The following is a 20,108-nucleotide window of genomic DNA, read 5'->3' on the forward strand; positions in this document are numbered from 1 at the left end:
GACGCCAGGAGGAGTAGGCAGGATCGGTGCCGAGAAGATCGGGGCGGAGAGCGCTCAAGCCGCGGAATCGGACGAGGGCGGCCCAGTGGGCGGCCCGGCTTCGCCCGCGGGCGGAGCCACGTCGGAGGCCGCCGGCTTCGCGCGCTTCTTGCGCACGACCTTCTTGACCTTGACGACGGGCTTGCGCGCCACGCGGGTGCGCATTTCTTGGAGCATCTCGAGCTGGATCTGCTGGATCTCCGCCAGTCTCTGCCACTGCTTCGTGACGAGATGATCCATCTTCTCGTGCAGGTGCCGGATTTCCAGCTCAGCCTTCAGGTTGACGCGGTAATCGTTGTTCGAGCGCAGCCGGTCCTTCTTGTCCTGCCGGCTCTGGCTCATCATGATGATCGGCGCCTGGATCGCCGCGAGGCAGGACAGGACGAGGTTGAGCAGGATGAACGGGTAGGGGTCGAACGCCCCCATCTCGCCCATGGTGACGTTCACCGCCATCCACGCGGCCAGGACCAGCGCGAAGCTGATGAGGAAGGCCCAGGACCCGCCGAAGGCGGCGAGCCCGTCCGAGACGCGCTCGCCGAAGCTGCGGTGCTCGTCGTAATCCTCCTCGATGTTCTCGGCGATCGTGTCCTGGGCGGCGATGCTCTCGGCCACCTGCCGGTCGAGATCGGAATACTCGCCGTGCTCCTCCGCCAGCAGTTCGGCGACGTAGCGGGTGCGGTACCGGGCGAGCTCCTTGACGCTGATGAGCGCGTCGTCGGCGAGGCCCGGATAGTCCGACCGGATATGTCCGGCGAGCGCCGGGCGCAGGCTCGCCAACGGAACGAGATTGCGGCGGTTCATCTCGACGCCGGAGATCGCGCAGACGCCACGCTTTTTCGTCGGCAGCACATGCGCCTCGGCATCGAGCGCCATCATTCCCCGGTCGCGCTCGTGCAGCTCGTCGGTCAGGCTCACAGGGGACCCATCACGTCGCCGCGGAAGCCGAAGACCTTCCGGTCACCCGAGAGAGGCACGAGCGCCACCGCGCGTGTCGAGCCCGGCTCGAAGCGCACCGCGGTGCCCGGCGCGATGTCGAGGCGCTGGCCGCGGGCCTTCTCGCGGTCGAAGACGAGGCCCGGATTCACCTCGAAGAAGTGGTAGTGCGAGCCGACCTGAATCGGGCGGTCGCCGGTATTGGCGACCTCGATCACGGTCCGCGGCGCGCCCGCGTTGAAGACGATCTCGCCGGGTAGGGTCGTGACGGTGCCGGGAACGTCCGCCGAGGGGACGCCGCGGATCGGGTGATGGACCGTGACGAGCTTGGTGCCGTCGGGGAAGGTCGCCTCGACCTGGATGTCGTGGATCATCTCCGGCACCCCTTCCATCACCTGCGAGGCGTCGAGGACGGTGGCCCCCGCCTGCATCAATTCGGCGACGGAGCGGCCATCGCGGGCCCCCTCGACGACGAAGTCAGTGATGAGCGCGACCGCCTCGGGATGGTTGAGCTTGACCCCGCGCGCCAGCCGGTTGCGGGCGACCTGGGCGGCCATGGCGACGAGGAGCTTGTCTTTCTCGCGGGGCGTGAGGAGCAAGGCGTGCGTCCTGAGGCAGAGAGCTGAGGTGAGAGTCGGCCGGGTTTGAAGGTCGGCGCGAGCAAGGATCATGCTCGCGCCGAGGTCAAGCGGGTCGGTCAGCTCTGCCAGACCCGCGGCATCGGCCGCCCGCGCCACGCGGCCAGGAAACGGGCGGCGCCCTCGCGCAGCGGCGCGACGGTCGGCGCCAGCATTCGCACGGCGAGATGACCGTTCCAGGCGCTCGCGCCGGCCTCGACGGAGTCAGGCAGCGCGCCGAGAAGGGCGCGCGCCTCGTCGATCCGTGCCTCAGCACCGGGCGAGACGTCGAGGATCGTCGCGAGCGCGCGGGCGCCGCCCCCGATCGCGGTGCGGGCCATGAGCGCACTCACCGGCCCGTCGAGGCGCAGATCGTCGGCATAGGCGAGGCGACCGTCGCGGCGGATGCGCCAGCGATCCTCGAACAGGGCCTCCTGCAGGCTCTCGTCTCGCGCCGCCCGGCCGAGTACCGCGATCTCGACCACGAGCAGCGCCGCGTCACGGGCCAGATCCGCCTCGAATCGGCGCCGGAGCCGGGCACGGTCGAACAGGATCGTCTCCTGCGGCAGCCAGTCGAGGCGCGCCCCCACGCCGACGCTCGCCCGGTTGAGGATCTCCGCATCCGGCCCGTCCGAGCGGTAGATCTTCTCCGCCGCGGTCGTGGTCAGCAGACAGGCGCCGCCGGATTCGACCCCGACCGAGACCTCGAACCGGTCACCGCAGGCGACGCCGCCGCCGGTATTGACCAGGACGCCCTCCAGCATCCGCTCGGAGCCCTGGCGGGGGAAGCGCAGGCGCAGGGGGCCGCTCTCGGCGAGATCCACGATCCGCGTCGGGGCGGGCGCGGCGGTGCCGGCCGGGGCGGCGCGCAGGTGCACAATCCCGTGCGAGCGCTGGCGGACCGGGGCCGGGAGATGCAGTTCGGCAGCGGGGATGGTAGGCCTCCGACGGTGTTCGACCGGCGCTTCATCCGACAGGGCCGGCCCGGTCCGCAAGACGACGGACGCGCTCCGTCCGGTGCCATCCCGCACCGATCTTCGGCAACGCACGGGACGAACCGGCCACGATCAGCCCCGGACGACGACGCGCGCCCTTGACCGGAACGGCCGGAGCGCCCACCGCGTCATGCTTTCGCGAGCGCTCGACCGGGCCTTGCGACGTCCTGCTCAACGATCGGGACCCGATTTCGGCCCCGAGAGGCGCACGCTATGACTTCATCCGATCTGGAGACCCTCTCCGCCTCGGCCTATCGCGAGGCGATGGCGCAACTCGCGAGCGCGGTGCATCTCGTCACCACCGATGGGCCGGTCGGCCGGGCGGGTCTCACCGCGACCTCGGTGTGCAGCGTCAGTGACGGTCCGCCGACGCTGCTGGTCTGCCTCAACCGCGGCTCCTCCGCCTATCCCGCCTTTCTGCGAAACGGCGTGCTCTGCATCAACACGCTGACGGCGGCGCACGAGGGTCTCGCGGCCGATTTCGCCGGCCGCGTACCGCGCGACGAGCGCTTCAACGGGCGGGATTGGGGCATCCTGCAGACGGGAGCACCGGTCCTGCCGGATGCCCTCGTCGCCTTCGATTGCCGCATCGTCGATCGGCACGAGGTCGGCACCCACGACGTGCTGATTTGTGAGGTCGAGGCGCTTGCCGAGATCAGGGACAGCGACGGTCTGCTCTACGCCGGACGCCATTACCGGGTCCTGCCGCGCCGAACCGCCGCCGAAGCCTCGTGAGGGATAGCCGATCCGGTAGGCTGGCCTGACCTTCGGACTCCCGTTGACACGAAAGCCGCTGGCCGCCTTTCGGGACGACGCTCTAATAAAAAGCGGGGGCCGATCTCCGTCGCTGAACGCGGGTGATCGGCCGCCTCGTTGCCGCCTCAGCGCGCGTAGTGGCGTGCGCGGGCGGTGTCGGGGTTGAAGCCGCTGCGGCCCGACGCGCGCGGCCCGAGATCGCGCGGATCGTAGGGCGGAGCCTCGAAGAGGCTGAACGGTTCACTCAGCCGCCCGACGCTGCCGGTGGTCTCCGCTTGCGGATTCGCGGGCATCCGGCCCCGATCGCCGGCAAGGGCGCCGCCTGCCGAGAAGGCGAGCACCAAGAGAGCGGCCGAAACGGTGTGTGCGGACATCGTGTGACTCCTGAACAAGGTCTTCCGATTCAGGATTTAAGCACGAGGCCGAGGCTCGCATCATAGAATTTGTGCAGCGATGCCTCACGCAGCGCCAGACTTTGCCCATTGCAAAGGCAGACCCAGAGCCATGAGTTGCCGAGGCACTAAAGGAACTGCCTAGGCCGCTCACCAACTCTACGCTAAATCAATGGCTTACGCGCGGATCGCAGGATTTTGCTTACATCCGCAGCAGTTGGCATGATCCTTTCCCGAGGGGTGCGTGTCAGCACAGGGCAGGTTTGCCTCGGGATTAAAGAGAGCGCTGACAGAGCACCCGCGTGACGATCGCTTTCACGCGTCCCACGTGCTCGCCCCCCCCTTGAACCGTCCGTGTAGGTCATGCCCGGCGGACACGCAGCGCCCGTGCGCTCACGACTGAACGAGACCGGATCGATCGGAATGTCCGACATGTCGGGTATCGCGAGGCAAATCTCCGGCCCGGCGGCCAGCGCCCGGCCGGTACGGGCTGTTCCGGAGGCCGAATTCGGCGGATGTCAGCCGAAGAGTTGGCGGGCGAGCCGCGAATGCTCCTCGCGCAGGCGCCCGGTCTCGATACCGAGCGGCTGACCGTCGATCACCCGCCAGCAACCGGCCACCATCACCCGGTCGGCCCGGTGGGCGCCGCACAGCACGAGCGCCGCGAGCGGGTCGTGGGCACCGGAGAAGCGCAGTTCGTCGAGGGTGAACAGCGCCAGATCCGCTTCCCGCCCGCTCTCGATCCGGCCGATATCATCGCGGTTGAGGCAGGCGGCGGAGCCTTCGGTCGCCCAGCGCAGGGCGTCGCGATGGGTCACCGCCTCGGCGCCGTAGGTCAACCGGTTGATCATCAGGGCGTGGCGCACGCCCTCCATCAGGTTCGAGCTGTCGTTGGAGGCCGAGCCGTCGACGCCGAGGCCCACGGGCGAGCCCGCCGCCTCCAGTTCGCAGGTCCGGCAATGGCCCGAGGCCAGCACCATGTTCGAGGTCGGGCAGTGGCACACGCCGACGCCGGCAGCGCCGAGACGGCGCACCTCCTCGTCCTCGAAGTGGATGCCGTGGGCGAGCCAGGCCCGCCGCGTCATCCAGCCGACCTCCTCGAGGTAATCGACCGGACGCTGGCCGAAGGCCTCCAGGCAGAAGGCGTTCTCGTCGCGGGTCTCGCCGAGATGGGTGTGGAGCGGGCAATCGTAGTGCTCGGCCAGCACCGCGCTCTCGCGCATCAGCCGCTTGGTGACGGCGAAGGGTGAACAGGGCGCGAGCCCGATCCGCACCATCGCGCCGGGCTTGGGATCGTGGAACAGCCGCAGCACCCGTTCGCTGTCGGCGAGGATGGTGTCGTCATCCTGTACCAGCGCTCTCGGCGGCAGGCCGCCATCTTCCTGCGGCAGGCTCATCGAACCGCGGGTGACGACGGCGCGGATGCCCAAAGCCCGCGCCTCCTCGACCTGAATGTCGACGGCGTTCTCCAGCCCCTGCGGAAACAGGTAGTGGTGGTCGCCCGCCGTGGTGCAGCCCGAGAGCAGCAATTCGGTGTAGGCGAGCCGGGTGGCGAGGCGGAACGCCTCCGGGGTGAGCCGGCCCCAGACGCCGTAGAGCGCCTGCAGCCAGGGAAACAGCGGCTTGTTGATCGCCGCCGGATGGGCGCGGGTGAGCGTCTGGAAGAAGTGGTGATGCGTGTTGACGAGGCCGGGGATGACCACGTGCCGCCCGGCCTCGAAGGTCTCGTCGACCGGGGCGGAGGGGTATGCGCCCGCGGGCACCGTCTCGGCGATGCGGCTGCCCTCGACGACGACGCCTCCGCCGGCTCCCTCCGCCAGGATCGCGAGGGGATCACGGATCCAGAGGCGCCGCGCCGTCGTGCCGTCCGCTGCCATACCGTCTCCTGAGATCGTCGAAAGAAAAGCGCGAACCGTGCCGCGGTCCCGGCGGTATCGAACGGTGACGATAGGGATGCAGAGCTTCGGGAGGAAGCGTCTTGGCCAAGACCTGTGGTGGAAGAGTCGATGAAGTTCGCGTTTTGATACATGGATCTATGGACGCCGCAGGCACGCATCCCTACCTTTGCTGGGAGCTTCCACAGCGGGATCGTTGTACCCGACTCAGGAGCTGACGGCCGGCGTTGTCCATCTCCGATCCCGAGGGGGATTTCCCATGTCGCGCGGCAGCCGCTTTCGAACTCTCCTGGTCCTGCTCGGCACGCTGCTGGCAGGCAGCCCTGCCGCTGCGCAGGACAAGCCGGGTCCTTCCCTAGCCGACAGCAAAGCGGCCGGCCAGTGGACCGATCCGCCGGCCAAGGTCGATCCCCCGGCGACGAATGCCGGGTCGAAGACCGTCTTGACGCCCGCTAAAATCGACGAGCCGCGGGGCGAGACCCGCATCGAGGCCCGCTCTCCCCGGCGTTCGGCCAAGCTTCGCCGCGAGCGGATTCGGACGGCCGCGGTTCGCGCGCGGCCGGCGCGGCAGGAACGGGTGGCGTTGGTGCGGAGAGTCGAGCGGCCAAGCCGCCGGGTCGCGATTCGGCAGAGGGCTTGGCCGAGAGAGGCGAGAGCGGCGCCGATGCGAAGCCTGCGTCCGGTCTACGGCGACATCCCGCCCGATGCTCCGGCGGACGCCTATTACGAGCAGCGCCGGTTCGGGACGGTCGGCAACCGGTCCCGAGATCTCGGCTTACCGCCGGAGGGCGCCGCCGCCTATCGCAGCGTCGGGATGCGCGAGGGCGGACGCCTCGTCATGCGCTGGCGCGGACCAGGCATGCCGCCCACCGTGGTCGGCCAGCCGTCTCCGCTCGATGCTTTCGGCGCGGATTAGTTCGAGGAATGAAGCGGGCGCCGTGCAGAACAGGGCGCCCGAGTCCGATCGCTGCGCACTTCGGATGCGCGCGTGGTGCTTCAGCGAGCGCGGCCGGGACGGGCCGGCTCGAACACGATGCGGCGGTGATAGGCGCACCAGCTCTTGCCGTCGGCAACCGGGGCTCCGCAGCACACGGCTTGGTCGCTCGGCTCACCGATGATGAACTTGCAGACGAAGGTGCCGGATTGCGCGAAGGGGACACGGAGATTGGCGGAGGGCTCGGCAATCGCATCGGCCTCGCCGACTTGCGGCAGGCGGAAAAGTTGGTTCATCGTGCGGACACTCGGTGTTCGAACTCGCTGGACCCAAGCGAGGGGCGACACGGCGCCCTGGGCCTGGATGGATGTCTCGGCCGACCGGATTGTCTCGCTCCTTCCGTGCAACGACGTTCGGCCCCGGCAGACGTCGGGACCCGCGTCGCGGGCGGGCGCAAGGCATAGGTCGGCTGATAGTCTGGCGTAAGTATACCTGATTCCCCGAGAAACAACCCCTGAACCGGCGCGACAGGTCCGCGCTGGAAGCAGGCTTGAGCGGACGGACAAAGCGCCCGGCGCGCGATAACGCACCGGAAAACCTTCCAAATCGGAAATCGAGGAGAGACGGCAACGTTCCCTCGACGGTTCTCATGCCAAATCCGCTTGATCCCGTCGGGATGGCGGCTTTGGCTATCGCTCAAGTGCTACGCGGGCTTGCTGATACGCTCTCCGCTCCGATCGAGCGAAGACCGTAGCACAGGCCCTCATCCGGGGCTCTGGCAACCGCGATCGCCTTTCTTGCGAGGCGCGCCCGTGAAGGCTATCCCGCTTGATCCTCGGGAATTCGGCGCCACGGGCCTCGCATGCACGCTCTTGTCACGGGCTCCGCCGGCTTCATCGGCCACGCGCTGAGCCGGCATCTGCTGGCGGCAGGCCACACCGTGACCGGCTTCGACGGCCTCTCGCCCTATTACGACGTCGCGCTGAAGCAGGCCCGGCACGCGGATCTGGCCCGGCATCCCGGCTTCGAGGCGGTGGAGGCCCGGCTGGAGACGCCCGGCGCGCTCCTCGACGTGATGGCCCGCGCCAAGCCGGATCTCGTCTTCCACCTCGCGGCACAGGCCGGCGTCCGTTACAGCCTCGTCGACCCCGGCGCCTATGTCGAGGCGAACCTCGTCGGCTTCGCCAACCTGCTGGAAGCGGTGCGCGCCCACCCCGTCCGGCACCTGCTCACGGCCTCGACCAGTTCGGCCTATGGGGGCAATGCCAGCGTGCCGTTCCGCGAAACCGACCGCGCGGTCTCCCCGCTCACGCTCTACGCCGCCTCCAAGCTCGCCAACGAGGCGATGGCCCATTCCTACGCCCACCTGTTCCGCGTGCCGACGACGGCATTCCGGTTCTTCACGGTCTACGGACCTTGGGGACGGCCGGACATGGCCCTGTTCCTGTTCACCCGGAAGATCCTGGCGGGCGAGCCGATCGAGGTGTTCGGGGAAGGCGCGGCGGAGCGCGACTTCACCTACATCGACGATCTCATCAACGCGATCGTCGCCCTGTCGGAGCGTCCGCCGCCGCTGCCGGGCGAGGGCGGTCCGGTCTCGACCGCCGACACCTTGAGCGCAGTGGCCCCCTACCGCCTCGTCAATATCGGCGGCGGCCGTCCGGTCCGGCTCGATGCGATGATCGGCGCGCTGGAAGCGGCCCTCGGGCGCAAGGCCGAACGCGTGCTGAAGCCGCTGCCGCCGGGGGACGTGATCCGCACCCATGCGAGCACCGACCTGCTGCACGCCCTCGTCGGCCGCCTGCCGGAAACGCCGCTGGCGACCGGCATCCCCGCCTTCGTGAAGTGGTACCTCGACTATTACGGAGACCAGTAGGCGCAGGACGGAGCTCTCATCGCCCTTCGTCTTCTGAGAGTGCCTCACAAAACTCCCGGTTACCGACCGTTCTCGCCCTGGCGAGGACAGCGCGGCGGGCGTTTGTGAGAGACACTAAGTCGGATCACAGCCTTTCGGGGCAATCGCGTCACCGGACCATCACCCGGTCGTCACCCGAATGCGCCGAGACCGGCCACGCTGCGCGCATTGTCGGCACGGGAAAATATGCCGACCCTTGTGACAGGCGGCCTCCTCCGCGGTTCCTGAGGATCGAGGGCTGCCGCGGCAGGGAGACGGATCACCGATGCGCATCGCGATCATTGGCTCGGGCTATGTCGGCCTCGTCTCGGGCGCCTGCCTCGCCGATTTCGGCCACGAGGTCGTCTGCATCGACAAGGATCCCGATAAGATCGAAGCCCTCAACCAGGGCCGCATGCCGATCTACGAACCCGGCCTCGACGCCCTCGTCGCCGAGAACGTGCGGGCCAGACGCCTCGGATTCTCTACAGACCTCAGGCCCGCCGTGTCACAGGCGCAAGCCGTGTTCATCGCGGTCGGCACCCCGTCGCGCCGCGGCGACGGCTTTGCCGACCTCTCCTACGTCTACGCCGCAGCGCGCGAGATCGCCGAGGCGCTCACCGGCTACGCCGTGGTCGTCACCAAATCGACCGTCCCCGTCGGCACCGGCGACGAGGTCGAGCGCATCCTGCGCGAGACCCGCCCCGACCTCGATGTCGGCGTCGCCTCCAACCCCGAATTCCTGCGCGAGGGCGCGGCCATCGACGACTTCAAGCGGCCCGACCGCATCGTCATCGGCGCCGAGGATGCCCGCGCCGCCGCCGTCATGCAGGAGGTCTACCGCCCGCTCTACCTCAACGCCGCGCCGATCCTGCTCACCGGACGCCGCACGGCCGAGCTCACCAAGTACGCCGCCAATGCGTTCCTGGCCACCAAGATCACCTTCATCAACGAAATCGCGGATCTCTGCGAGCAGGTCGGCGCCAACGTGCAGGAGGTCGCCCGCGGCATCGGCCTCGACAATCGCATCGGCTCGAAGTTCCTGCATGCCGGGCCGGGCTATGGCGGCTCCTGCTTTCCGAAGGACACGCTGGCGCTGGTGAAGACGGCGCAGGATTACGGCACGCCGGTGCGGATCGTCGAGACGGTGGTGGCGGTCAACGACCAGCGCAAGCGGGCGATGGCGCGCAAGGTGATCGCGGCCTGCGGCGGCTCGGTGCGGGGCAAGCGGGTGGCTTTGCTCGGCCTGACGTTCAAGCCGAACACCGACGACATGCGCGACGCGCCCTCGCTGTCGATCATCGCTGGATTGCAGGATGCGGGAGCGCGGATCGTGGCCTACGATCCGGAAGGCATGGAGCAGGCGCGGCCGCTTCTGCAGGGCGTGGCGTATGCCGAGGATGCCTATGCCTGCGCGGAAGGGGCGGACGCGCTGGTGATCGTCACCGAGTGGAACGCCTTCCGGGCGCTCGATCTGGCCCGGCTGAAGGGGCTGATGGCCGCCCCCGTCCTCGTCGATCTGCGCAATGTCTACGCGCCGGACGAGGCCCGCCGCCACGGCCTGCGCCATATCGGCGTCGGCGCGCTGGCGCGCGACGACTGACTGGAGGACTGCCCCCCACCTCAGCGCGCCGCGCGGCGGGCAAGCAGGAGGTGCAGACCCTGCGCGGCGAGGCCGCCGATCATCGCCGCGCCGCCCTTGACCAGAAAATCGATCATCCGGCCGTGCCGGCTCACGGTCAGGCCCTGGGCCGCTTCGAGGGCGCCGGCGAGGGCGACCGCTGCGACGAGGGCCAGCCCCCAGCGCCGCGGATAGGACAGCGCGAGCAGGAAGCCGAACAGCGCGTAGGCGCCGGCCCGCTCCAGGTTCGCCGAGGCGATGACCGGACGCGCCTCGAGCGGCGAGAGCGTCACGGCGACGAGGCCGATGGCCACGATCCACGCCATCAGGCGAACAAGCGTCAGCATGGGATCAGGTGCGCGCAAGCCATTGCCGCGGTCAAGCGCGACCTGCGCGCCTCAGGTGCCGTCCGCCGGGTCTATTCCACCGATGACGCGATCAGCGTGAATAGAATCCCGAGCGCGAGGTTGCAGGCGAGCAGGATCAGGAACAGGGTCATTACGCCTCACGCCACGCAGGTCAGGACGATGTAGGGCCAGCGCGGCGGGCATGACGCTCGCGCCGCTCCCTGAGACCTCTGCGGGCTGCCGCCCGTCTCCTGCCCGGGCGCTGATCGGGCATCCTCGGAACGGCGCTCCGATCCGCCGCCCGTTGCCGCAAGGCAGGGAGCCGCACCGGACACGATCAGAAGGACCGAAGCGGCTCGGGCTGCGATAGCGATCTTCGGCATCTTTCCCCTCGCGACGTCTTCGTTTCGCAAGAAGCGGGTTAGCCCTGGCTGTTTGCGGCCATGTTGCGTGAAATGTTGCGTCGTTGCCGCCGACTGACGGTTGCGGTGGCGCAACGAGGTCCGGCGGCACCCGGTGGCGAGATCTGCTTGGGGATGCAAGTGACTACTTAAGCGCAAATGATGCCGGATATCCCTAATTTGGAGGATGCAATCGTCCTGAAATCGTTGCCTGCTTTCATCGTTGGGGCACGGTCCGCTGTGACACCGGGGTACGCCGAGGGGGCGTGCCGGTGTCGGCGGAGGAGCCCTGAGGGGGATGGGTGATGGTCAGGAATGGGGCGGTTCATCCGCGCTGGGTTTTGCGCAGGGACGAGCGGCGGGCCGGACGCTACGAGGGTGACAAGGTTGTGCGGTGGATCGCACGCCCCACCCTGATGAAAGGGCGCGCGAAGGAATCGGCGAACGCTGAAGCGGGCGACAGTGCCGCGGGTTATGTCGCGCCGTCCCGCCTGAACGGCTTCACGGGTTTGCGGATCGTCTCCGACACCTGATCCGGAGACTCGGATCGCAGGGCGCGAGGCCGTCGCCGAAGACGGACGCGAACCCTGATTGCAGAACCACCGCGCCGGTGTCTCCAACGACACCGGCGCGGGATCACGGTTGTGATGAAGCATGCAGACCGGAAGATGCGCCGGCCGGAGTCATCGGCCTTCAGGCCGGATCCGTGAGGATTGAGGCCTGACACGACGCCGGAATCTCTTGGCAAGCTCTTCGGCGCGGTCCATGCTTCCCTTCGACAGCCGCCGGATAACGCGGCGGCATCGGAGGTTCGCCCCATGCTCGCCGCCAACCGCTTGGTCAAATCGGCCTGGATCGCCGTCGATATCACCAAGGACCGCGCCGAACGCGTCCTCGTCGTCGAGGCCTACATCGCGGTCAGCCCGCTGGAGAAGGACTTCGACGCCCACCGCTACGAGAAGGTCGTGGAGGACGTGCGCCGCGTTCTCGCCGAGCACCCCGAGATCGACCGGGCCTCGATCCTGAGCATGCACCGGGATGCCGGCTGCACGGCTCTGTTCCGCAGCCAGCCCGCGCACGCCGCCGTGTGATCGCCTCGGGACCGGCCCGACCGATCAATCGAGTGGTGCCTGGGACGGATCGGCGGGTCTCACCTCGCTCTGTCCGGGATTGCGCAGCCCCGGTGTGACGGTCGCGCCGCGCCGGCTGGCCTCGGCGCCGGCTGCGCAACCCGAGCAAATCGAGCGGGCGGCGCGGTTACTGCGCTCGGCGATCCGCCGGTCGAACTCGGCCTGACGCGCCATGGAGTCCTCGGCGCTGCGGTGCGTGAGGATCGAGGTCTGCGCGGATGGCGCCGCAGCGGGTACATCCCGCTCCGCCGGACCGGCCAGAGCCGGCGTGGCGAGAGCGAGCAGGGCGGGAAGGGCTGCGCGCATCGGGGGTCGCCTCGCTTTGCGGCCGGCCATCGCCGCCTGCCGGTACCATCGGTGGCACCGAAGCTGACAGCGGAAAAACGGCCGCAAGACGGCATTCCGTCCCTCAGGGCGGCGCGAGCGCCGTAGCGATCGGACCCACTCTCACGCGGAGCATCGTCCTGGATCTCGGATCCAGGGCAAAACTCGAGGCCTTTGTTTTCGCATCATCTTTTCCGAAAGCCGGCGGCCACCTTTCAGGATGATGCTCTAGCGATGGGCCGCGTCGCCGCCGATGCCGTTGTCGAGGAACAGCCGGTAGGCCGGATTGTCGGTCTCGTCCACATAGGGGTAGGCCAGCGCATCGAGGACGGCGTCGAAGCGGGCGCGCTCGGCCGGCGGCACCTCGATCCCGGCCAGCACCCGGCCGTAATCGGCGCCGTGGTTGCGGTAGTGGAACAGGCTGATGTTGAACCCGTCACCCAAAGCCTCCAGGAACTTCATCAGCGCACCCGGCCGCTCCGGGAACTGGAACCGGTAGAGCCGCTCGTCGGCGAGCCCCGAGGCGCGCCCGCCCACCATGTAGCGGACATGCACCTTGGCCATCTCGTTGTCGCTCATGTCGGCGACGCGGTAGCCGGCGCTCTCCAGGGCCGCGATCAGGTCCCGCTTCTCCGGCTTGCCGCCGGGCAGGTTGATGCCGACGAAGATGCGCGCCTCGCTTCCCTTGGCGTAGCGATAGTTGAACTCGGTGATCGCGCGGGGGCCCAGGGCACCGATGAAGGCGCGGTAGGCCCCCGGACGCTCGGGAATGGTGACGCCGAGCAGCACCTCGCGCTCCTCGCCGATCTCCGCCCGCTCGGCGATGTGGCGCAGGCGGTCGAAGTTGAGGTTGGCGCCCGACGAGATCGCCACCAGCGGCCCGGCGCCGGGGTTATCCGCCGCCCAGGCCTTGGCACCGGCGAGGCTCAGCGCGCCCGACGGCTCGGAGATCGCGCGGGTGTCGTCGAAAATGTCCTTCACCGCCGCGCACATCGCGTCGGTATCGACGGTGATCACCGCGTCGAGATGCTCGCGACAGAGCCGGAAGGTCTCCTCGCCGGCCTGCCGCACCGCGACGCCGTCGGCGAACAGGCCGACACTGGGCAACATGACTCGGTCGTTCGCCCGGATCGCCTCGGCCATGGTGGCGGCGTCTTCCGGCTCCACGCCGATCACCTTGGTCTCCGGACGGAGGTACTTCACGAAAGTGGCGATTCCGGCGGCCAGCCCGCCGCCGCCGATCGGCACGAAGATCGCCTCGATCGGCCCCGTGTGCTGATGCAGGATCTCCATGCCGATCGTGCCCTGACCGGCAATCACCTCGGGATCGTCGAACGGGTGCAGGAAGGTCAGGCCCCACTGCGCCTCCAGGCGCCGCGCCTCGGCCAAAGCCTCGTCGAAGGCGTCGCCGTGCAGCACAACCTCGGCGCCCCGCGCCCGGCAGGCATCGACCTTGATGGCGGGCGTGGTGCGCGGCATCACGATCACCGCGCGCACGCCGAGCTTGGCCGCCCCGAGGGCGACCCCCTGCGCGTGATTGCCGGCCGAGGCGCAGATCACGCCGTGGTCGAGCTGCTCCCGCGGCAGCGAAGCCATCTTGTTGTAGGCGCCGCGCAGCTTGAACGAGAAGACCGGCTGCAGATCCTCGCGCTTGAGCAGCACGGGGCGGCCGAGCCGCTTGGTCAGGCGGGGCATCGGGTCGAGGGGGCTCTCGATCGCCACGTCGTAGACGCGAGCGGAGAGGATCTTCTTGATATAGTCAGTCACGGACAGGCTTTCGGCCGCGTCATCGGGCAGGGCTCGCCCGGGACTTAGACCTTCCGCGGCCGGGATGCGAGGGGAGGGCCGGGACGGATCCATCCGACCGAAATCGGATCAGAGCCGGATCCCGGCATGGACCTGCCCCTGATCGAAGGGGAAGGCGAAGGCGGCGCCGATGCCGTCGCGGAAGATGCGCACGACCTGCGCCGCCGTGCTGCCGATCGTGATGCTCGCTCCGGCAGACAACGTGTGGTCGAGAGCCAGCGCTGCGCCGGAGGCCGAGACGTTGATCAGCCGCCCCGGCAGGACGCGCCCGTCCTCAAGGGTCACGAGCACGTCCTTGCGATCAGGGCTGATCCGCGGATGCGCGCGTGTCGGCTGCAGGGTGCGCTCCTGTTCGCGGCTCAGCGCCAGCAGGGTGCGGGCGACCTCGGCCGCCCTCTGTCGGGATGCTTTGAGCCGGACGAGAAACAGCCTGTCGTCGGTTCTGATGACGCGGGCATCGACTTGGCCGATGTAGCGGATGCTGCAGGTGATCTGCTCGTCGACCGCCGGCTCGGCCGCCGAGCGGAAGCTGATGCCCTCCCGGGAGACATCCTGCGTCACCGCGTAGAAGTCGGGCTGCCGCCGACTCCAGCAGAGGGCTGGGAGGATCACGGTATGGAGATCGGGGGTGAGATGCTCGGTCATGCTGCAACATGTCGTCGTCACGCCACCTTGAAGGCACAGCCCTGAAGGGAAAACGGACAGAATTCCTCGACTTTTGCGGACTTTTTTATGGATGACGCGGCGCGGTCTATGTTCGCGAGCCGAGGCGAACATCAGGCCTCCGCCTGCCGATGACCTCGGCGCCCGCGACTGTCGGGCTCATCTGAAACCGGCTGATTGCGATCTAGCCATGCGTGATGAGACAGAATCCAGGCATTGCGCCTGTGCTCGAACGAAAGCTGAATCATCGTTTCGAGTGCACACTCAAAACGACTGATGAGCGTTCAATACAAGTCGCGATCTGGACAGGCGCGCATCCATACCGAAAACACATGCCGCTCATCCAAAACCGGCATGACAGAAAATCGCGGTCTTTCCAGCCCTTGCTGTCGGTGACGCTGGTTGTCAGGGGCGGGCCGCCGCGCGCATGCTCGAGCGATGAGTGACATTCCCTCCGATACCGACAGAATCGCGCGCCTCGAGATCCGGCTGACCGAGCAAGAGGCCGTGATCGAGGATCTGAACGCGGCCATCACGGCGCAATGGGGCGTCATCGATCGGCTCACCCGGCAGCTCGCACGGGTGCAGGAGCAGGTCGAGGAAAGCGCCTTCCGGGCCGCCAGCGGTGCTCCGGAGCCGCCACCACCGCACTATTGATACCGGATCGATTCGGTTGTCGTATCGATCGTTGGGCGGCCGGATCGCGGTGCAGGAGCTAAGGAGAGCAGGATGATGCGCAGGGCGGTGCCGTGTCTCGGCCTTTGTCTCACGCTTGTGACGCTTATCGCGGGCGCTTGCCCGGCCCATGCGTTCGAGCGCGCACCGCATCCCTCCGACACGCCGATGGAGGCCTGCCCGAGCCAGGGAGCGGGCTTCATCCGCATTCCCGGCACGACGACCTGCATCCGCCTGTCCGGACGGGTCAGAACCGGCGCCGATATCGGCACCCGCCGGACCGCTCCCTCATTACAGGGCCGCATCGCGGTCGATACCCGCAGCGAGTCCGCACTGGGGCCAGTGCGCAGCTTCGTGCGGATCGATGCGGGAGGTCACTGATCGGCGCCGCCTGAACGCCGGCACCGGGTCGGATCAGTCGTCGCGGTAGACGCGCTCGCGGCGCTCGTGACGCTCCTGCGCTTCCAGGGACAGGGTCGCGATCGGCCGCGCATCGAGGCGCTTGAGGGAGATCGGCTCGCCGGTCTCCTCGCAGAAACCGTAGGAACCGTCCTCCAGCCGGGCCAAAGCCGCGTCGATCTTGCTCGTCAGCTTGCGCTGACGGTCGCGGGCGCGCAGCTCGATCGCACGATCGGTCTCGGAGGAGGCGCGGTCGGCGAGATCGGGATGGTTCTCGTTCTCGCTCTGAAGCGCGCTGAGAGTATCCTGCGCTTCGCGCAAGATTTCGCTCTTCCAGTTGAGCAGCTTGCGACGAAAATACTCGCGCTGCCGCTCATTCATGAAGGGCTCGTCGTCGGAGGGCCTGTAGCCGTCCTCGATCGTGACCTTCGCCATCGTCTTTTCCTCGCGCTCCCTGCCGGTCAGCGGCGATCTTGGGCGAGGCTATAATCGAGCCGGGCAAGCTCTACAACGCGCGGATGCCGCCATGCAGCGTCTCGCGTGAAAAGCTCCCGCGATGCGGCAAAGACGACACGCTCAGGTGGCCGTCTCCGCGACATCAGGTTGTCCTACGGTCTCACGCGGCACGCGTGAGATGGACGGCGCCATGGGCGAGGCCTGCCACGGAGCCGGGTCCGCTCCGGCCGACTCCGCTCCGGTTCAGGGCCTCTTGCGAAGACGGTCGATCGCGGCGGCGATCTCGTCGGCCAGCGGCTGGGCCAGAGCGTGCCGGTAGTGGGTCTGGTCGAAGAACAGGGCGGGGTCGTGCGAGGCCGGCCGCTCGTGCCGCGCGTCGAGGAGGGCGCTGCGTGCGTGATGCCGCAAGGCCTCCGTCATCGCCGCCCGGCATGCGGTCTCGGCCTGGGCGCGCGGCGTGCCGGGGCGGGGGAGGCCGGCGGCGTAGACCGGCGGGAACACCATGACCACCGCGGTCTCGGGCGGCAGAGCCGCGAGGGCGGCGCCGAGTCGCGCGGCGGCCGGGAAAGCCGGTCCCGCCTTGCCCGGATCCGGCGCGTCGGAGACCGGCGTCTCGCGGGCGGCGCGGAAACGCTCGCCGTCGAGGGCGCCGAGCCGCAGGTAATCCGGCTCGTAGTCCCACCAGCCGTCGGCGGCTGCCCGCTTGCGGCGCGGGCCGAGAAGCCAGCCGGCGCGTTCGACCACCTCCTGAGCCACGGAAAAGCGGAGGAGACCGCGGAGATAGGCGAGCGGCTCGTGGCTGTAGAGCCAGAACGGAAACGGCTTGTCGTTGGGCAATGCCGGATCGGCGATGCACCAGTAATCGTCGATCGCCAAAACGATCGCCTTCGGCGCCGGATGGTGGTGCAGGAACCAAGCGAGCAGGGCGAGCTGCTCGCCGGGGCCGGTCGCGGGCACGGAGAGCTGCACGAAGGGAATGCCGGTCGCCGCCGTGAGCCGAGCCGGCTCGACGAGCTGGATGTGGGAATTTCCGAACACCGCCCCCGCGAAGGCCGGGTCGCGCCCGCGCGACGCCGCGGCGGTGCGCGGGCCCTGCGGGCGCACCGCGCCGGCCGAGACCAGCGTCGAGCGACCGCTGTCATAGGGGTCGATCAGGAAGGCCATTGCGAGATAGCCCGCGAGCAGGCCGATCGCCGTCCCGAGGAACAGGCGCGCGAAGCCCGCCCAGTTCCGTGGTCCGGTGCTGTCGGAGACGGACACCATCTCAGAACTGGAAGTAGATGAACTCGTAGTTCGCATCGTCCCCGATCTTCAGGAGGACGACGACGAACAACAGGGCGAAGCCGACCGCCAGCCAGCGGTTCGGCGGCAGCCGGTGCACGGCCGCCCAGGCGGTCGGGCCGATCATCGCGACCGCGGCGGCGATGGCGATGGCCCGCCACTTGAAGCCGGAGTCGGTCGAAGCCAGCCCGAACAGCCCCTTGTAGATCGCCAGAGCCGCCTCGAACGAGGTCGCGCGGAACAGCACCCAGGTCAGGATCACGAACGCCGCCGTCAGCGCCCAGCCGAGGAGGTGCGGCATCCGCCCCCCCGCCCGGCGCCAGAGCACGCCGGCTGCGAGGCCGATGCCGTGGGCGGCGCCCCAGGCGACGAAGGTCAGCCCGGCCCCGTGCCACAGGCCGCCGAGCGTCATGGTGGCAAACAGGGCGCCGACCTGGACCGCGAGGCCGCGGCGGTTTCCTCCAAACGCGATGTAGAGGTAGTCGCGCAGGAAGCGCGACAGCGTCATGTGCCAGCGCCGCCAGAAATCGCGCAGCGAGGTGGCGCGGTAGGGCACGTCGAAGTTCTGCGGCAGCACGATCCCGAACAGCAGCGCGAGGCCGAGCGCCATATCGGTGTAGCCGGAGAAGTCGAAATAGATCTGAAAGGTGAAGCCGAGCGTCGCCTGCCACGCCTCGGCCATGCTCACCGCCTTGCCCGCGGCGGCCGCCTGGAACACCGGATTGACGTAGACCGAGAGCGGATCGCCGAGGAACACCTTCTTGGCGAGCCCCACGGTGAGCAGCATCACGCCCCGGCCGATCCGCTCGGCGGCGTCCGGGCGCGCGTAGGGGCGCTCCTCGAACTGGTGCATGATCTCGCTCCAGCGCACGAGCGGGCCGGCGAGAACCTGCGGGAAGAAGGCGATGTAGAGGGCGTAGTGGGTCAACCCGAAGGCCGGCGCGCGCCCGGCCCTCAGGTCCGTCAGGTACATGATGTGGTGGAAGGTGAAGAACGAGATCCCGAGCGGCAGGACGAGATCGACCCGCGGGAGATCGAGGCCGGGGATCAGATCGGCGAGATCGGTGAGGAAGCCGAGATACTTGAAGAGGCCGAGCACCGCGAGGTTGCCGGCCAGCGCCGCCGGAAACAGCCAGCCGGTGCGGTCCCGGGGCAGGATGCGGGCAATCCCCCAGTTCACGCCGATGGAGACGAGCAGCAGCGGCAGGAAACGCCAGTCCCACCACGCATAGAAGACGAAGGAGAGTCCGACGAGGAGTGGCAGCCGCGCCTGCGGCCAATAACGCTCGGCGGCTGCGTGCAGCACGAGCGCGGCCGGCAGGAAGGCGAGCAGGAAGACGAAGGAGTTGAACAGCATCGCGGCGCGGACGTTTTCCTCTTGCGATCCGGCGAGACCGGCGCGCGCCCGCTCACGCGGCCAGCCTTGTCGAGGATCGAAGCGGAACCGTCAATCGCGACGAGACTGCGCATCGGGGACGCGGAGGGCCGCTCGCCTGCCCGACCGGGGCCGACACGGCTTCGAGCGGAAAGCATCGGCAAGGGGCCGGCAAGGGGCTGGCAAGAGGCTGGCAAGAGATTGCAGCGGCATGCTTCGATCACGGCAATGTGCATCGGCTCCGGCGGCAGGGCCCAGGCAATGCCGCGCGGTCGAACATCCAGTCAGCTTCGGTTCATCGAGCAAGACCTAGCTTCGGACATCGGCCGTAAGCTTCGGCCCGAACGGAGAAATCGTACGATGATGCACGCGAAGGCGTTCGCATTGGCTGCGGTGATCGCCGGCAGCCTCGGTGTGGCGGGTTCGGCCCAGGCGGCTCCCTTCAGCCCCGCCCCCCTCGCGACCGCAACGGACAACGCGCTGGTCGAGCGCACCGCCGGCGGTTGCGGGCCGGGTTTCCACCCGAATCCGTGGGGCATCTGCCGCCCGAATTGGGGGCCGCGCCGCTTCTACGGCCCGCCCCCCGGCTATTACCGTCCGCGGCCGTTCTATCGGCCCTACGGCTATTACCGTCCGCGGCCCTATTATTGGTGATCGCTTGATCGGATGATCGTTCGGGCCGGATCTCGACAGGGGTCCGGCCCTTTTCGCATTCAGACGCCGCGGGCCGCCTCGAGCTTGGCGAGTTCCACCGCCGCGCGCAGCTCGATCTCGGCCACCAGCCCGTCGAGGCGGGGATCGCCGCTTTCGGCCATCCGCTCGGCGAGGCGGCCGGCAATGGCCTGGAGGTCGCGCGTCGCCACCCGGCCGCCGATCAGCGCTGCCTTCAGCCGGTCGAGCCCGTCGAGCAGATCGTGCCCGCGCTGCACCGAGCGGCGGCGCCGTTCCTTCTGCGCCTCGGCCCCGTCCTGCCCCTGCAGCGTGAGGAGCGCGTCGAGCCCGGTGAGCATGCCGGTCTGGCTCGTGCCCGCAGTCGCGGCGCGAGGCGTTTCCTCGGTGCCGGCGGGCGCGAAGGCGCCCGGCGCGGCGGCGCGGCGGGTCGCATTGAGCGCACCCGCTGCGGCGGCGGCAAAGCGTGTGTCGACGCGCATGGGGGCTTGAAACCTTCTCGCGCC

At 68.8% G+C, this 20,108-nt stretch carries 22 protein-coding genes; 8 read left to right on the forward strand and 14 right to left on the reverse strand.

Features of this window, described 5'->3' with window-relative positions; all coding sequences use genetic code 11:
- Positions 1–54 precede the first annotated feature (54 nt).
- From LPC10_RS15015 to LPC10_RS15025, 3 genes are all read right to left on the reverse strand, one after another.
- A complete protein-coding gene (locus tag LPC10_RS15015; RefSeq protein ID WP_231342925.1) occupies positions 55–954 on the reverse strand; it encodes a DUF1003 domain-containing protein in 900 nt (299 codons plus the stop codon).
- Positions 951–1,571: an urease subunit gamma gene (locus tag LPC10_RS15020; RefSeq protein ID WP_231342927.1), complete on the reverse strand. Its 621-nt coding sequence runs from the start codon at positions 1,569–1,571 to the stop codon at positions 951–953. The genes LPC10_RS15015 and LPC10_RS15020 overlap by 4 nt, the downstream gene beginning before the upstream one ends.
- 98 nt (positions 1,572–1,669) lie before the next feature.
- Complete coding sequence (locus LPC10_RS15025) at positions 1,670–2,524, reverse strand: urease accessory protein UreD (protein ID WP_231347058.1); 855 nt, start codon at positions 2,522–2,524, stop codon at positions 1,670–1,672.
- A 273-nt stretch (positions 2,525–2,797) separates the two neighbouring features.
- On the opposite strand from LPC10_RS15025, the gene LPC10_RS15030 reads away from it, so the two are divergent.
- Positions 2,798–3,319 carry a flavin reductase gene (locus tag LPC10_RS15030; RefSeq protein ID WP_231342930.1) on the forward strand — a complete coding sequence of 174 codons (522 nt, stop codon included), beginning with the start codon at positions 2,798–2,800 and terminating at the stop codon, positions 3,317–3,319.
- Between the two features lie 146 nt (positions 3,320–3,465).
- On the opposite strand, the gene LPC10_RS15035 is transcribed toward LPC10_RS15030, so the two are convergent.
- Both LPC10_RS15035 and LPC10_RS15040 read right to left on the reverse strand, forming a co-directional pair.
- Complete coding sequence (locus LPC10_RS15035; RefSeq protein ID WP_231342931.1) at positions 3,466–3,714, reverse strand: hypothetical protein; 249 nt, start codon at positions 3,712–3,714, stop codon at positions 3,466–3,468.
- 536 nt (positions 3,715–4,250) lie between these two features.
- Entirely contained in the window at positions 4,251–5,609 is a 1,359-nt protein-coding gene (locus LPC10_RS15040) for an 8-oxoguanine deaminase (protein ID WP_231342932.1), read from the reverse strand.
- A 277-nt stretch (positions 5,610–5,886) separates the two neighbouring features.
- Between LPC10_RS15040 and LPC10_RS15045 the strand changes: the two genes are divergently transcribed.
- The gene (locus LPC10_RS15045; RefSeq protein WP_231342933.1) at positions 5,887–6,543 is read left to right on the forward strand and encodes a hypothetical protein; all 657 of its coding nucleotides are present in this window, start codon (positions 5,887–5,889) and stop codon (positions 6,541–6,543) included.
- Between the two features lie 80 nt (positions 6,544–6,623).
- Here LPC10_RS15045 and LPC10_RS25705 read toward each other — a convergent pair whose 3' ends face one another.
- Positions 6,624–6,926, reverse strand: a complete 303-nt coding sequence (locus LPC10_RS25705; protein WP_370644728.1) for a hypothetical protein — start codon at positions 6,924–6,926, stop codon at positions 6,624–6,626.
- Between the two features lie 497 nt (positions 6,927–7,423).
- Here LPC10_RS25705 and LPC10_RS15055 point away from each other — a divergent pair, with 497 nt between their 5' ends.
- Together LPC10_RS15055 and LPC10_RS15060 are read left to right on the forward strand one after the other, a co-directional pair.
- Positions 7,424–8,437 (forward strand): NAD-dependent epimerase/dehydratase family protein, encoded by a 1,014-nt coding sequence (locus tag LPC10_RS15055; RefSeq protein WP_231342935.1) that lies wholly within the window; start codon positions 7,424–7,426, stop codon positions 8,435–8,437.
- Positions 8,438–8,741: 304 nt separating this feature from the next.
- Entirely contained in the window at positions 8,742–10,058 is a 1,317-nt protein-coding gene (locus tag LPC10_RS15060; RefSeq protein WP_231342937.1) for a UDP-glucose/GDP-mannose dehydrogenase family protein, read from the forward strand.
- Positions 10,059–10,078: 20 nt separating this feature from the next.
- On the opposite strand, the gene LPC10_RS15065 is transcribed toward LPC10_RS15060, so the two are convergent.
- Complete coding sequence (locus LPC10_RS15065) at positions 10,079–10,423, reverse strand: hypothetical protein (RefSeq protein ID WP_231342939.1); 345 nt, start codon at positions 10,421–10,423, stop codon at positions 10,079–10,081.
- Positions 10,424–11,642: 1,219 nt separating this feature from the next.
- On the opposite strand from LPC10_RS15065, the gene LPC10_RS15070 reads away from it, so the two are divergent.
- Positions 11,643–11,915 (forward strand): hypothetical protein, encoded by a 273-nt coding sequence (locus tag LPC10_RS15070; protein WP_108940868.1) that lies wholly within the window; start codon positions 11,643–11,645, stop codon positions 11,913–11,915.
- Between the two features lie 24 nt (positions 11,916–11,939).
- Here LPC10_RS15070 and LPC10_RS15075 read toward each other — a convergent pair whose 3' ends face one another.
- From LPC10_RS15075 to LPC10_RS15085, 3 genes are all read right to left on the reverse strand, one after another.
- Positions 11,940–12,260, reverse strand: coding sequence for a hypothetical protein (locus LPC10_RS15075; protein ID WP_231342941.1), 321 nt, complete (start codon positions 12,258–12,260; stop codon positions 11,940–11,942).
- Positions 12,261–12,506: 246 nt separating this feature from the next.
- Positions 12,507–14,045, reverse strand: coding sequence for a threonine ammonia-lyase, biosynthetic (gene ilvA / locus LPC10_RS15080; protein ID WP_231342942.1), 1,539 nt, complete (start codon positions 14,043–14,045; stop codon positions 12,507–12,509).
- 108 nt (positions 14,046–14,153) lie between these two features.
- Positions 14,154–14,729 (reverse strand): PilZ domain-containing protein, encoded by a 576-nt coding sequence (locus LPC10_RS15085; RefSeq protein ID WP_231342945.1) that lies wholly within the window; start codon positions 14,727–14,729, stop codon positions 14,154–14,156.
- Positions 14,730–15,185: 456 nt separating this feature from the next.
- Between LPC10_RS15085 and LPC10_RS15090 the strand changes: the two genes are divergently transcribed.
- Positions 15,186–15,404, forward strand: coding sequence for a SlyX family protein (locus tag LPC10_RS15090; RefSeq protein ID WP_231342947.1), 219 nt, complete (start codon positions 15,186–15,188; stop codon positions 15,402–15,404).
- A gap of 72 nt (positions 15,405–15,476) precedes the next feature.
- Positions 15,477–15,803: a porin gene (locus LPC10_RS15095; RefSeq protein ID WP_370644495.1), complete on the forward strand. Its 327-nt coding sequence runs from the start codon at positions 15,477–15,479 to the stop codon at positions 15,801–15,803.
- A gap of 33 nt (positions 15,804–15,836) precedes the next feature.
- Here the strand turns inward: LPC10_RS15095 and dksA are convergent, their stop codons facing one another.
- The 3 genes from dksA to LPC10_RS15110 all read right to left on the reverse strand — a co-directional run bounded on the left by dksA (position 15,837) and on the right by LPC10_RS15110 (position 18,915).
- Positions 15,837–16,256: an RNA polymerase-binding protein DksA gene (gene dksA, locus LPC10_RS15100; RefSeq protein ID WP_231342950.1), complete on the reverse strand. Its 420-nt coding sequence runs from the start codon at positions 16,254–16,256 to the stop codon at positions 15,837–15,839.
- Positions 16,257–16,520: 264 nt separating this feature from the next.
- On the reverse strand, positions 16,521–17,540 hold the full coding sequence (locus tag LPC10_RS15105) for a hypothetical protein (protein ID WP_231342952.1): 1,020 nt from the start codon (positions 17,538–17,540) through the stop codon (positions 16,521–16,523).
- A 1-nt stretch (position 17,541) separates the two neighbouring features.
- A complete protein-coding gene (locus LPC10_RS15110; RefSeq protein ID WP_231342955.1) occupies positions 17,542–18,915 on the reverse strand; it encodes an MBOAT family protein in 1,374 nt (457 codons plus the stop codon).
- A 378-nt stretch (positions 18,916–19,293) separates the two neighbouring features.
- Between LPC10_RS15110 and LPC10_RS15115 the strand changes: the two genes are divergently transcribed.
- The gene (locus tag LPC10_RS15115; protein WP_231342957.1) at positions 19,294–19,587 is read left to right on the forward strand and encodes a GCG_CRPN prefix-to-repeats domain-containing protein; all 294 of its coding nucleotides are present in this window, start codon (positions 19,294–19,296) and stop codon (positions 19,585–19,587) included.
- Positions 19,588–19,646: 59 nt separating this feature from the next.
- Here the strand turns inward: LPC10_RS15115 and LPC10_RS15120 are convergent, their stop codons facing one another.
- Entirely contained in the window at positions 19,647–20,084 is a 438-nt protein-coding gene (locus LPC10_RS15120) for a flagellar assembly protein FliX (protein ID WP_231342960.1), read from the reverse strand.
- Positions 20,085–20,108: the final 24 nt, after the last annotated feature.

The organism is Methylorubrum sp. B1-46 (genome assembly GCF_021117295.1).
Classification (GTDB): Bacteria; Pseudomonadota; Alphaproteobacteria; order Rhizobiales; family Beijerinckiaceae; genus Methylobacterium.